The 12358-nt window shown below is 67.9% G+C and carries 14 protein-coding genes; all 14 read left to right on the top strand.

Translation table 11 applies throughout. The annotated features are described in order from the left end of the window. The 14 genes from ACFWYW_RS24075 to ACFWYW_RS24010 all read left to right on the top strand — a co-directional run bounded on the left by ACFWYW_RS24075 (position 1) and on the right by ACFWYW_RS24010 (position 12289). Positions 1 to 1698 (top strand): DEAD/DEAH box helicase, encoded by a 1698-nt coding sequence (locus tag ACFWYW_RS24075; protein ID WP_379620826.1) that lies wholly within the window; start codon positions 1 to 3, stop codon positions 1696 to 1698. A 129-nt stretch (positions 1699 to 1827) separates the two neighbouring features. Next, positions 1828 to 2289 carry a hypothetical protein gene (locus ACFWYW_RS24070; RefSeq protein WP_157247828.1) on the top strand — a complete coding sequence of 154 codons (462 nt, stop codon included), beginning with the start codon at positions 1828 to 1830 and terminating at the stop codon, positions 2287 to 2289. A gap of 10 nt (positions 2290 to 2299) precedes the next feature. After that, positions 2300 to 2818 carry a MerR family transcriptional regulator gene (locus ACFWYW_RS24065; protein ID WP_379620824.1) on the top strand — a complete coding sequence of 173 codons (519 nt, stop codon included), beginning with the start codon at positions 2300 to 2302 and terminating at the stop codon, positions 2816 to 2818. A 1-nt stretch (position 2819) separates the two neighbouring features. After that, positions 2820 to 3077: a hypothetical protein gene (locus ACFWYW_RS24060; RefSeq protein ID WP_379620822.1), complete on the top strand. Its 258-nt coding sequence runs from the start codon at positions 2820 to 2822 to the stop codon at positions 3075 to 3077. 17 nt (positions 3078 to 3094) lie between these two features. Next, positions 3095 to 3835 carry a hypothetical protein gene (locus tag ACFWYW_RS24055; RefSeq protein ID WP_379620820.1) on the top strand — a complete coding sequence of 247 codons (741 nt, stop codon included), beginning with the start codon at positions 3095 to 3097 and terminating at the stop codon, positions 3833 to 3835. Between the two features lie 119 nt (positions 3836 to 3954). Then, positions 3955 to 5907: a DNA polymerase gene (locus tag ACFWYW_RS24050; protein WP_379620818.1), complete on the top strand. Its 1953-nt coding sequence runs from the start codon at positions 3955 to 3957 to the stop codon at positions 5905 to 5907. Continuing rightward, positions 5904 to 6305, top strand: a complete 402-nt coding sequence (locus tag ACFWYW_RS24045; RefSeq protein ID WP_379620816.1) for a hypothetical protein — start codon at positions 5904 to 5906, stop codon at positions 6303 to 6305. Before ACFWYW_RS24050 ends, ACFWYW_RS24045 begins: the two co-directional genes overlap by 4 nt. Then, complete coding sequence (locus tag ACFWYW_RS24040) at positions 6298 to 6714, top strand: hypothetical protein (protein ID WP_379620814.1); 417 nt, start codon at positions 6298 to 6300, stop codon at positions 6712 to 6714. Before ACFWYW_RS24045 ends, ACFWYW_RS24040 begins: the two co-directional genes overlap by 8 nt. 45 nt (positions 6715 to 6759) lie before the next feature. Beyond that, complete coding sequence (locus tag ACFWYW_RS24035; protein ID WP_379620812.1) at positions 6760 to 8694, top strand: hypothetical protein; 1935 nt, start codon at positions 6760 to 6762, stop codon at positions 8692 to 8694. Positions 8695 to 8886: 192 nt separating this feature from the next. Beyond that, complete coding sequence (locus ACFWYW_RS24030; RefSeq protein ID WP_379620810.1) at positions 8887 to 9969, top strand: hypothetical protein; 1083 nt, start codon at positions 8887 to 8889, stop codon at positions 9967 to 9969. Positions 9970 to 10184: 215 nt separating this feature from the next. Further along, complete coding sequence (locus tag ACFWYW_RS24025; protein WP_157247836.1) at positions 10185 to 10490, top strand: hypothetical protein; 306 nt, start codon at positions 10185 to 10187, stop codon at positions 10488 to 10490. Then, on the top strand, positions 10490 to 10885 hold the full coding sequence (locus ACFWYW_RS24020; RefSeq protein WP_157247837.1) for a WhiB family transcriptional regulator: 396 nt from the start codon (positions 10490 to 10492) through the stop codon (positions 10883 to 10885). The genes ACFWYW_RS24025 and ACFWYW_RS24020 overlap by 1 nt, the downstream gene beginning before the upstream one ends. Then, positions 10819 to 12117 (top strand): hypothetical protein, encoded by a 1299-nt coding sequence (locus tag ACFWYW_RS24015; RefSeq protein WP_379620807.1) that lies wholly within the window; start codon positions 10819 to 10821, stop codon positions 12115 to 12117. Before ACFWYW_RS24020 ends, ACFWYW_RS24015 begins: the two co-directional genes overlap by 67 nt. Continuing rightward, on the top strand, positions 12086 to 12289 hold the full coding sequence (locus ACFWYW_RS24010; protein ID WP_157247839.1) for a hypothetical protein: 204 nt from the start codon (positions 12086 to 12088) through the stop codon (positions 12287 to 12289). The genes ACFWYW_RS24015 and ACFWYW_RS24010 overlap by 32 nt, the downstream gene beginning before the upstream one ends. Positions 12290 to 12358 lie beyond the last annotated feature (69 nt).

Here is a 12358-nt window from a genome sequence, read left to right as displayed (position 1 = left end):
TTGCCGTTGGTTGTGCTCACCATCACGCTGCACTCCTACCAAGACCAGGCCGTCGAGAGGTTCACTGAACGCGGCTCGCTGCTGCTGGCCTTCGAGATGGGCCTCGGCAAGACCGTCACGGCCATCGCAGTGGCCGAGGAACTGCTCGGCCGAGGCGACATCACCTCCGCGCTGATCGTCGTCCCGTCCGGGCTCAAACTCCAGTGGGCCGCCTCCATCGCCCGCTTCACCGACGTCGCCGACAGCGAACTGGTCGTGGCGGGTGAACCGATCGTCGTCCCGGAGGAGCGTTACTGCACGGTGATCGACGGCAGCCCGGCCGTACGGCAGGCAGCCTGGGCGCGGATGGAACACCAGCGGCCCGACTACGTCATCGCCTCCTACGACACCGTCGTGGCCGACCTGCGCACCCTTCGCCGGCTGGGTTTCGACCTGGTGGTGCTGGATGAGGCGACCGCGATCAAATCGTTCAAGGCCAAGCGGTCCAAGGCGATCAAGAGGCTCACCGCGCCCTACCGGCTCGCACTGACCGGCACGCCGGTCGACAACCGGCTCGAAGAGCTGTTCTCGATCATGGAGTGGGTCGACCCCGACGTCCTGGGCGACTTCGTCGCCTACGACCGCGCCTACATCCGGCGCGACACCTGGGGCAACGTCAAGGGCTACCGCAACATGAAGACCTTGCACGCCAAGATCGCACCGGCCCTGGTCCGCAAGCGCACCACCGACCCCGACGTCGCGCCGTACATGCCCGCCGTGGAAGAACGCACCCGAATGATCGGGATGGAGCCCGCCACCGCAGCCGTCTACCAGCAGATCTCAGCCGACCTGCTGGCCGAGCTGGAGCAGCTCGGGCCCACAGCGGAATGGGATCCCAGCGCCTACTACGCAGGCCGGGAGGAGAACACGCCCGCCGGTCGGGTCATGGCCGTGCACACCGCCGCGCAGATGCTGCTGGTCCAGCCCGACCTCGTGCGCGCCAGCGCGGCCAACTACGCCAAGGCCGAACACCTGCGGGCCCGGCCCGGAGCCCCCAAGGTCCTGCCCGGCAGCAAATACTGCTTCGACCTGGTCGCCTCCGGCGCGGTCGACGGCATGCACGAGGGCGCCAAGATGGCCGCCCTGCGGCAGGAGATGCGCGACCTGCTGACGAATCCAGAAGCGAAAGCCATCCTCGTTTCCCGCTTTACAGGAATGCTAAACATCGTCCAGGAGATGTTTCCCGACGTGGAACTGGTCACCTACTACGGCGAGATGACGCCGGGGGAGAAGCAGGCGGCCGTCGCCAAGTTCCAGTCCGACCCCAGCGTGCGGATCTTCGCCATGAGCCACGCGGGCGCCTACGGCGTCGACCTGCCCGCGGCAAGCCACCTGATCCTGCTCGACCCGCCCCGCTCGGCGGGCCAGTACCGGCAGATCACCGCGCGCCATGTCCGCGCCTCCTCCCGGCATAGCAGGGTGTGCGTGCTCCGGCTGATCACCGCCGCCAGCATCGAAGTGCGCGAGTACGAGCGCCTGGCGCTCAAGGGCCGCGTGGGCGAGGCGGCCGTGGACGGGCGCGGTGCCGACCATCAGGGCCGGATCGACAACGACGTGACCTCCCTCACCTCACACCTGGGGGAGGTGCTGGCAGCCGGAGCCGAAAGCCCTCGTCAGCGGGCTGGCCTACCCTCGCGCAAGCATGAGCGAAAGCAGTAATTAAAGTAGCGCTGTCAAAGATTATTTGACAATTATTGGGTAGTAACGTTGTGGACGGCCAAGATGTCTGGTTAGGGTCTTCCCTATCCAACCCCGACATATTCATCGAGGTGAGACATCGTGCGCAGGGTGACACGAACCGCCCCAGCCGAACCCGCCACCCCCGACCACGCCCCCCAGCGGGCCGAGCGGCTCTTCCGCCAGTGGGCCACCCTGCGCGAGCAGGCCGCTCAGATCGACAACCGTGTCAAGGCGCTCCGGGCCGACCTGCTCGACCTGGCCGCCCACCACGGCGACGAAGACGCCAAGGGGCACATGACGATCACCCTCGACCAGCCGTACGAGGGCGACAGAACCTACTCCGGCTTCGTCCGCGAGAAACGTGTCTCCATGACCGTCAACGAGGAGCGCGCCCGCACATTGGCACGCTCCAAAGGGCCTGACGTCGAAAAACGCGTCTTCCGCCACGAGGTCATCGAGGTCTTGGACCAAGACGAGCTCTACGCGCTCCAGCAAGAAGACGTCCTGACCACCGACGAGCTCGACTCCCTCATCGACACGACCATCACCTACGCCCTGAAGGGAATCTGAGCCCCCCGTGATGAGCACCACCCGCCCGGGAGCGCGCCAGCCCACCCGACCCGGCAACCGCACCGACTCCAGCCGCCCGGGCGCACCCCGCACCACACCCGCACGACCCGCCGCACACCTACCGCCCGCGGGAAGCGAAACCCCCATCCCCGCCTCCTGGCAGCGGCCCGCCGAGCTCGACGACCCGCTGGAGGGCAAGAAGCCGCGCGTCTACAAGGTCCGCGGCATCGACACCGACTTCTTCACCGTCGGCCAACTCGCCGACGTCCTGGGCCGCAAGGCCGTCACCATCCGCAAGTGGGAGCGCGAAGGCATCCTGCCCCACCCCCAGTACCGCTTCACTGGCAAGGACACCCGCGGCTCCCGGCGCCTCTACACCCGCGCCCAGGTCTTGGAAATCCGCCAGATCGCCCAGGACGAGGGAATCCTCGAACCCCACTCCCGGCCGATCAAGCACACCCGCTTCACCGAGCGCGTCCTGGCCATGTTCCGCGAACACCAGGCCCGCTCCCGGAAGGTCTCCGCCTGACATGCAGGTCACCTACACCCAGCGCCACCACGTCAACATGGGCGCCTACGAGTGGATCGAATACACCGCCTCGGCCACCGTCTTCGACACCGACTTCCCCGACGCCGACAACGTCGAGCTCGGCGACCTCCTGATCACCGCACGCGAGCAGGTGCAGCAGACCTTGGCCGCCGACATCGCGCGAGCCACCAGCCTGACCGCCGAGAACGAGTCCTACGTCCACGTCCTGGCCGAGCAGAACACCCAGAACATCCACTAACGAAAGGGCACCCCCACATGGCCCGCGCTCTCAAGCGCCGCACCACCACCGAGCAGACCACCGAGCCCGAGGAGAAGGAAGCCAGCCAGCGCCGACACCCCGCCTCCCGGCCCGCGGGCCGCACCGACTCCCGCCGTCCGGCAGGCCGCACGAGCGCCGGAGCCTCCGGCGGCTGGGACGCCCTGCGCAACCAGGCCAAGGCATCAGCCGGCTTCGCCGACACCTTCAAGGTCGGCTCCGACGAGATCGTCTTCAAGTTCGCCCAGACCGAGCCGTTCGCCGTCTTCGCCTGGCACTGGCTGGAACAAGCCCAGGGCAAGAAGGGCTTCGTCTGCCACGCAGAAGACTGCCCCCTGTGCGAGCAGCTCGGTGACAGCCCCCGCACCCAGGTCCTGTTCAACGTCATCGAGATGCCCTACCGCGACAGCAACGGCAACGACGTGGGCGAACCGGAGATGAAGATCTGGGCCTGCGGCGTACGGCTGGCCGAGAAGATCCGCACCCTGTCCCAGAACACCAAGACCAGCCCCATCGACCGCGACGACCTCTACTGGTCGGTCTCCCGCTCAGGCAAGGGCACCAAGACCGAATACAACCTGGTCCCCATCAAGGAACGCGACCTCGTCGCCGAATGGGCCGTCACCCCCCTCGCCGAGGAGGACCTGGCCGAGCTGCGCGAGGCCGTCCACGGCTTCGAGAACTACACCAAGACCGACAGCCGCGAAGACCTCGAAGAGCTCGTGGACGAGCTCACCTAACCCACCAAACACCAGGGGCTACCAACCCCAGCAAGCGGCAGGCCGCCGTCCCAGGGCTCACACCGGGGCGGCGGCCTGCGCCACCTCACCGGCCAACCACCGAAGGGCCCACCACGCCCATGCGCACCAGCTCCACCGTGGTGCTCACCCCCGAGCACCTCGACCACGTCATCGGCCACTTCTCCCGCCACGACGCCTTCGCCTTCGACACCGAGACGACCGGCGACAACCGGCTCATCCCCGCACAGAACAAGGTCATCTGGCTGTCCATGGCCACCCACGGCATGGCCGTGTCGATCCCCATGGGCCACCCCATCGGCAACCGCATCGAGCGCTACGACACCCAGCCGCGGCTGCTGGCCAACGGCAGGATCCGCCGCGACAAGGTCCCCGTCTGGGAAGCCCCACCCGCCCAGCTTCGCCCCTCCCAGGTCTGGGAGAAATGCTGGCCACTGTTCGACTCCGACCGAACCAAGATCGCCCACAACTTCGTGTTCGACGGCATCTCCATCGCCAAGTACAACGGCGAGCGCATCGTCCCCCCGCCCTACGCCGACACCCGCGTCATGGGCCACCTGCTGGACGAAAACCGCCAGAACGGCCTCAAGGCCCTGGCCAAGGAGCTCTACCAGGTCGACTACGACAAAGAGAACGTCGGCAAGTGCGTCGAGCAGCACCCCTTCCACAAGGTCGCCCGCTACGCCTACATGGACGCCAAGTACACCTGGCTCCTCTACCACCGCTTCGCCGAACTCATCGACCAGCTCGGCATCGGCGACCTGCGCGACCTCGAGCACACCCTCATCACCGAGCTGCTGGATGCCGCCCACCACGGCGCACCCCTCGAAGCCGACGTCCTGACCACCTTCGGCGCCGAGCTCGCCGGCCGCATCGTCGCCATCGAGGGCGACATCTACGCCACCGCCGGTCGCCGGTTCAACCTCAACAGCCCCAAGCAGAAGGCCGAGATCCTCTACCTGCCCAAGAGCGAGGGCGGCCTCGGCCTCAAGCCCAGCGCGCTCACCCCGGGAGGCAAGAAGAAGGAACGCGCCCGACAGCCAGTCACCATCTACGACTACTCCACCGACGCCGACGCCCTCAAGCCGCACGCCCGCGTCCCGCTCGTGGCCCGCCTCCTGGACTACCAAAAGGACGTCAAACTCAAGACCACCTACGTGGACGGCCTGGTCGGCACCGACACCAAGCCCGGCATCGTCTTCGACGGCCGCGTGTACGGCAGCTTCAACCAGTCCGGCACCGCCACCGGCCGCTTCTCCAGCTCCGGCCCGAACCTCCAGAACATCCCCGTGCGCACCGCCGACGGCAAGCGCATCCGCGGCGCCTTCCGCGCCGATGACGGCTGGTCCCTGGTCGTCGGCGACCAAGGCCAGATCGAACTCGTCCTGACCGCCCACTTCATCGGCCAGGGAGCCCTGTTCGAGGGCTTCCACGCCGGGATCGACCCCCACACCATGACCGCCGCCATGGTGTTCGGCGTCGCCCCCGACGACGTCGCCAAGGACATGCGCCAGGTCGCCAAGGGCCTCAACTTCGCCATCATCTACATGGCCGGACCCGCCACCGTCGCCGACATGGCCGGGATCACCGAGAAGCAGGCCCGCGCCCACATGAAGACGCACGCGGCCCAGTTCCCCGAGATCTACCAGTACCGTGCCGAGTGCATCAGCCAGGCCCGGCGAGCCGAACCCACCCCGCACGTGCGGACCATCCTCGGCCGCTACCGCCGCCTGCCCGACCTGCGCAGTGCCGACGACGGCCGCCGCGCCAAGGCCGAGCGCCAGACCTTCAACTCCAAGATCCAGGGATCGAGCGCGGACCTGATCAAACTGTCGATCAACCGCCTCGGCCCCCGGCTGCGGGCCCTGCCTGAGCCCGCGCACCTGATCCTCACCGTCCACGACGAGCTCGTCATCCACACCCCCACCCACCAGGCGCCGCTGGTCGAGGCCGCGATGCGCCAGGCCATGCTCGGCGAGGGCATCCAGCGCCTGCTGTCGGTCCCGCTCACCGTCGACACCTCGATCGTCCAGCGCTGGTCGGAGGCCAAGTGAGCCACGACAACCCCCTGGACGGCCTGGACTGGACGCCCCTGCTCAAGCACCGCCTGGTGTGGGACCTGGTGCCCTCCCGCAAGACCGAGAAGGTCATGCGCCAGCTCGGCATGGTGCCCCCCAGCCCCGACGCCGCGCCGGAAATGTACCTCGAATCCAAGCGGCGGCTATTTCGCGTCGCGCCCCTCCTGAAAGACGTCACCGCACTATCTACGCTCTCTGCCGAAATCCTGATTGCCACTATCCTGGGTGACACGGCCGAAGAAGTCCCAGCAGAAATCCGCGAGGCGCTGGCGACACAATATGGCGAAGTCATCCGGGTCGGCGCGTTGGTCATCATCGCCAATCTCCTCGACACAGGAGTAATTACCTTCCCGGAAAGGAACGGCCGTGAATAACTTCTGGGCCCGCAAGCTGGCCGCCGCACAAGGCCAGCAGCCGCCGCAGGCGAACACCCCCGCCTCGCCCCCGGCCGCCAGCGCAGCCCGGCCGTGGTGGGACCCCACCCCCGCAGCCCCGCCACCCCCGCCGCTCGAGCAGCCCGCGCTCGCGCAGGACTATCAGGCCCCGGCCGCAGCCAAGTCCGCCAGGCTCACCGACACCTGCCCGGACTGCGCCAGCGGCAACTACATGCGCCCACCCGGCTCCCAGGCCGCGATGCGCTGCTTCGACTGCGGCTATCCCGTCGTCCAGACCGGCAGCGGCGCAGGCGGGGCGACCACCCCGGGGCAGCCGGCCACCCCCGCCCGTCAGGTCCACGACGGCACCAGCAACTTCAACCCCCGGCAGATCATCGGCCGCGTCTAGGCCGACCTGCCGCCGATTGCGAAACCCCTGCTAAGGACATCCCTCTTGACCATCCTCAACCCCGACGGCTCCCTCAAGGATCCCTTCCGCAACTACATCGCCCTGTCGCGCTACTCCCGCTGGCTGGAGGAGGAGCGCAGGCGAGAGACCTGGGGCGAGACCGTCGACCGCTACCTGACCTTCATGACCGGCCACCTCAAGCGCAGCCACGGCTACGTCCCCGACAGCGACCTGCTCCTGGAGATCCGCGAAGCGATCCGCGAGCACCAGGTCTTCCCCAGCATGCGGGCCCTCATGACCGCCGGACCCGCCCTGCACGAGTCGTCGATCGGCGCCTACAACTGCGCCTACCTGCCGATCAACGACATCAAGGCGTTCGCCGAAGTGCTGTTCATCCTCATGCACGGCACCGGAGTGGGGTTCTCCTGCGAGCATGCCGAGATCAACCAGCTCCCCGCCGTCCCCCCGCTGCACCGCACGATGGACGGGGTAGAGATCGTCGTCCCGGACAACAAGCTCGGCTGGGCGACCAGCTTCGAGACCTTGCTGACCCTCATGTGGCGCGACGGCGTGATCCCCACCTGGAACCTGTCGGCCGTCCGGCCCAAGGGCGCACGGCTGCGCACCTTCGGCGGCAGGGCCAGCGGCCCCGAACCGTTGAATGAGCTGTTCTCCTACACCGTCAACTTGCTCAGCACGGCCCAGGGACGCAAGCTCACCGCGCTGGAAGTCCACGACCTGGTCTGCAAGATCGCATCCGTCGTCCAGGCGGGCGGCGTTCGGCGCAGCGCCCTGATCTCCCTGTCCGACCTCGCCGACCGGCCGATGGCCCTGGCCAAGTCGGGGGAGTGGTGGAACGCCGCGGGCCAACGAGCGTTCGCGAACAACTCCGCGGTGTACGCCGAGCCGATCTCCAAGGCCGACTTCGACCGCGAGTGGGCCGACCTGGTAGCCAGCGGCTCGGGCGAGCGCGGCATCTTCAACCGCAGCGCCGCCCGACGCCAGGCATCGCGCTGGGGCCGCCGGGACGCCCACACCGCCTACGGCGGAAACCCCTGCATGGAGATCCTCCTCAGGCCGCATGAGTTCTGCAACCTGTCCTCGGTGGTGGCCCGGCCTGGCGACGACGCCTCCCGCCTGCGGCGCAAGGTCGAGCTCGCCGCCATCCTCGGCACCTGGCAGAGCACCCTGGTCAACTTCCCCTACCTGCGCGCCGACTGGCGGGCCAACTGCGAGGCCGAGCGGCTCCTGGGCGTCTCCCTCAACGGAATCTTCGGCAACGAGCTGCTGCGCGAGCAGGGCCCGGACCTGGCCGACCTGCTGGACAGCTTGCGGGCAGCCGCCCGCCAGACCAACGAGCACCTGGCGGCCGAGCTCGGCATCAACCCGGCCGCCGCCATCACCTGCGTCAAGCCCGAGGGCAACAGCTCCCAGCTCGCCGGCGTCTCCTCCGCCCTGCACCCCTGGTACGCGCCGACCGGCTACATCCGCACCGTCCGCGCCGACACCAAGGACCCGCTCGCCCAGCTCATGCTCGACGCCGGGGTGCCCTGCGAGAGCGACTTGGCCCAGCCGGACACCGGCCTGGTCTTCTCCTTCCCCATCGACGTCCCGGCCGACGCGGTCACCCGCGAGGACCTCACCGCCTTGGAGCACCTGGAGCTCTGGCTGACCTACAAGCGCCACTGGTGCGAGCACACCCCCAGCGTCACCGTCAGCGTCCGCGACCACGAGTGGCCGGACGTCGGCGCATGGGTGTGGGACTACCTGGACGACATCACCGGCGTCTCCTTCCTGCCGCACTCCGACCACGTCTACCAGCAGGCGCCCTACCAGCCCATCACCGCCGAAGGGCTGGCCGCCGCCAAGGCCGCTATGCCGTCCATCCGCTGGGCCGATCTCGTCTTCTACGAAACCGAAGACCACACCGAAGGCGCTCGCGAATTCGCCTGTGTTTCCGGAGCCTGTGACACGCTCTAATCGCAGGCGGGAAATTGGCCTAGCAACTCCGAAAACAATCGTGGCACCTTAGTTAATACATTGGTTGAGGCCGTATCCGGGATTCGCATAGCGTTCCCGCGTACGGCCTTTACTTATTTGCGAGAATTCGGAGAATGAATTGCCGGGGTCACATTCACAACCGACAGCCGGGCTGGTCAGCAGGGGAGCCCAGTGACCAGTCACGCCTCCCTGCCCATCGAGGCCCGCAGCCTCATCGCCCAGATCAACAAGAAGCACGGCGAGGGCGCCCTCGTCACCGGCTCGGAGATGTCGGTCCCGGCCCGCTACACCTCCGGCTCGATCGGCCTGGATGTGATCCTCGGCGGGGGATGGCCCGCCAACCAGTGGGCGGAAGTGATCGGCAAGGAGAGCCAGGGCAAGACCTTCATCGCCCTCAAGACGGTCGCCGCCAACCAGCAGCGCGACCCCAAGTTCACCACCCTGTGGATCGCCGCCGAGCACTTCGACGTCGACCAGGCCCACGCCCTCGGCGTCGACACCGACCGCGTGATCGTGATGCCCACCCAGGACATGGAGCTGGCCTTCGAGACGATGCTGTCGTTCGCCGCCTCCAAGAGCATCGACCTGATCGTGCTCGACTCCTACCCCGCCCTGATCCCCGGCGAAGAGGCCGACAAGACGATGGAGGACGCCGTCGTCGCCGTCGGAGCCCGCTTGGTGGGCAAGTTCTTCCGCAAGATGGGCGCCGCCTCCAAGCGCGCCCTGGACGGCACCGAGCGGCCCATGTTCGGGCTGATCATCAACCAGTACCGGGACGCGATCGGCCAGTTCTCCCCGCACGGCACCCCCCAGACGACCCCCGGCGGCAAGGCGAAGAACTACTTCTACTACGTCCGCCTGGAGGTCAAGCGCGATGAGGTCATCGACGAGGCCCGCCACGGCAAAGGCAAGACCCGAGTCGGCCAGACCGTCAAGCTGCGCACCCTGAAGAACAAGGCCGCCAGCCCCGGCCAGGTCGCCTCCCTGGACGTGTACTTCCGCGACGCCCCCAACCTCGGCTTCCTGCGCGGCGACTACGACAGCGCCAAGGAACTGCTCACCTACGGCGTCCTGTACGACCTGATCAAGCGGGCGGGTGCCTACTACTCCATCGGCGAGCGCCGCTGGCAAGGCAAGGACGCCCTCCTCCAGGACCTGCGCGCCGAAAGCGACCTCCAAGAGAGTCTGCGCGCCGGCATCCTCGCCGCCTCCGCCAAACCCGACCGGGACCTGATCACCACGGAGGCATCATGACCGGCCAGGACATCGGCCTCATCCTCGGCGGCATCCTGCTCTGCCTGCTGTTCGGCGACCTGATCATCGAGCTCGGCGAGCGCGTCAGGAAGAAGGCCGACCGTGGTGCATAAGCGCGACCGCCGCATCGAGGACGGCTGCTTTTGGATGGCCGCGGCAGGGGCGGCGCTGCTGATCCTGCTGGCCTGCGGCCTGGTCGCCCTGGCGGTGTGGTGGTGAACCGGCACAAGGCATCCCGTCAGCAGGAACAGCGCACCGCGGCCGTGTACGGCGGGAGCGTCAACGCCGGATCCGGCAACCAGCCCTTCCGCAAGAACGACGTGCGCACCGCCACCAAGTCCATCGAGTGCAAGACCACCAGCAAACGGTCCTACACGCTCAAGCTCGACGAACTCCTGGCCGCCGAAACACACGCCCTGCTCGACGGCCGGGCAATGCTCTTCGAGATCGAAATGGGCGGCCGGACCTGGGTGGTGATGGCACGCGAGGACTACCTGGCCGACCTGGAGGCGGTCGCGTAGTGGTCCTCAAGCCCCGCACCCGCGCCCCCGACTGGAGCGCCAGCGGTAACCCCACCCGGGCCGCCAAGTGCCTGCCATTTCGGCCCAACCCCCGGCGCGACCCCTGGTTCGACCCCGCCCAGTACAGCGACGCCCTGGCCGTCTGCAACGGCGAAGCCGACGGCCTCGTCTGCCCCATGCGCCAGCAATGCCTGGAGTTCGCCTGCATCAACAACGAGTCCATCGGCATCTGGGGCGGCCTGCCCCCACACGACCGGCGCGCACTGCGCTGGGAGCGCAAGGCCCACCTGAAGAACCCCAAGACCCGAACAACCCCGTGGGAGTGGACGTGGCACCCGCCAACCCAGCAGGAAAGCGCCGACCTCGAAGCGGAGGAAAGCCCCCTGCTGGCCTGAAACTGACCGGCCGCCTGGCCGATCTGGGCGCCACCAAGAAGGAAGGCGGCCTGCTCGGCGACATCCAAGCCCACCTCATCGCCAAGGCCGACGCCCCCTCCGACCGGCGCCAGGACATCATCCACCCCAGCGAGATGGCCTCGGCCGAATGGTGCCCCCGCCAGACCTTCTACCGCATCCGCGACGTACGCCAGGGCACCCCCGTCACCGCGGACAAGCACGGCCTCGGCTTGCTGTCCATCTTCGAGGAGGGGCACAGCCTGCACGCCAAGTGGCAGAGCTGGATCCGGCAGATGGGCCGCCTGAAAGGCCGCTGGGACTGCCTGACCTGCCAACGCAAGGGCGTCGACTTCGGCGAGGACCCCATCTCCTGCCCCAAGTGCGACAGCGTCGTCGGCCTGGTCTACGGCGAGGTCCCCCTGGACGGGGAGAAGGAGCACCTGATCGCCGGGCACGCCGACGGCTGGGTGGGGGAGTCCTTCATCGAGATCAAGTCCATCGGCAAGGGCACCCTGCGCCTGGACGTGCCCGAGCTGGTGCGCGAGCACACCCACCCGACCGCCGCGGGCAAGAAGCTGCTCGACCTGGACGGCATCTGGGCGGCCATCAAACGCCCCCTGGCGCCCCACGTCCGGCAGGCCAACATCTACCTGCACCTGGCCGCCCTGACGGGAATCCCGGTCAAGTCGATGATCTTCATCTACGAGTTCAAAGCCAACCAGCAGACCCGCAGCTTCGAGATCAAGCCATCGCCGCGCATCATCGAGCCCCTGCTGGCCAAAGCAGACGCCATCCGCGACGCCATAGCCGGCGGGCCGCTGCCCGACCGCGCGCACCACGAACCCGACAAGAAGCCCTGCGCAAGCTGTGCCTGGGTGAAGGAGTGCTGGAAGGTTGAGGACGGTATCCCGCAGCCGGAGCCTGGCCACGGCCAAGGCCGAGGCGAGGATCCAGGCCCGGCAGGAACGGGCGTACGCCGAGTTGCACGCACCCGACCGCCCGGCCGAGATGCCACCGGCCGTCCCGAACGACGTGACCGAGCTCGACGACCGGGACCTGATGCGCCTGTTCGGCGAGATGACCCAGTGGGTCGGGTACTACGCCGGGCTACTGGCCAAGGCCCAGATCGCCGAGAAGTACTCCGACAGCATCCTGGAGATCCGCCGCGCCCAGGCCGTGATCGGCAAGCTGTCCAAGACCGTGACGGCAGCCAAGGCCGAGGCCGCCTCTGACCAGGACGTGGTCGACGCTCAAAACCACTGCCTGGACGCCTACGCCACCCGCAAGCAACACCAGATCGGCTACGAGAACGCCGACCGGCTGAGCTCGTTCCTCTCGCGCGAGCTCACCCGCCGCACCGCCCGATCTGACCGCGACAGCCGAGCAGCCCGGTGGACGACCTAACAGCGCCGCGCCCAACCCGTTTGCGGCCGATCCGTCACCAGCGGCTGAGCCACCGGCCGAGACATCCAC

Origin of the sequence: Nonomuraea sp. NPDC059023 (assembly GCF_042740095.1) — a bacterium.
GTDB lineage: Bacteria > Actinomycetota > Actinomycetes > Streptosporangiales > Streptosporangiaceae > Nonomuraea.
Note: the sequence above shows the minus strand (reverse complement) of the source record. Positions and strands in the feature narration are given on the sequence as shown.

What these genes read in the sequence shown, in the direction of transcription:
- ACFWYW_RS24065 (WP_379620824.1), top strand. Translation starts at nt 2,300, where the DNA reads ATGAGCACCACCCGCCCGGGAGCGCGCCAGCCCACCCGACCCGGCAAC.
- ACFWYW_RS24060 (WP_379620822.1), top strand. Translation starts at nt 2,820, where the DNA reads ATGCAGGTCACCTACACCCAGCGCCACCACGTCAACATGGGCGCCTAC.
- ACFWYW_RS24055 (WP_379620820.1), top strand. Translation starts at nt 3,095, where the DNA reads ATGGCCCGCGCTCTCAAGCGCCGCACCACCACCGAGCAGACCACCGAG.
- ACFWYW_RS24050 (WP_379620818.1), top strand. Translation starts at nt 3,955, where the DNA reads ATGCGCACCAGCTCCACCGTGGTGCTCACCCCCGAGCACCTCGACCAC.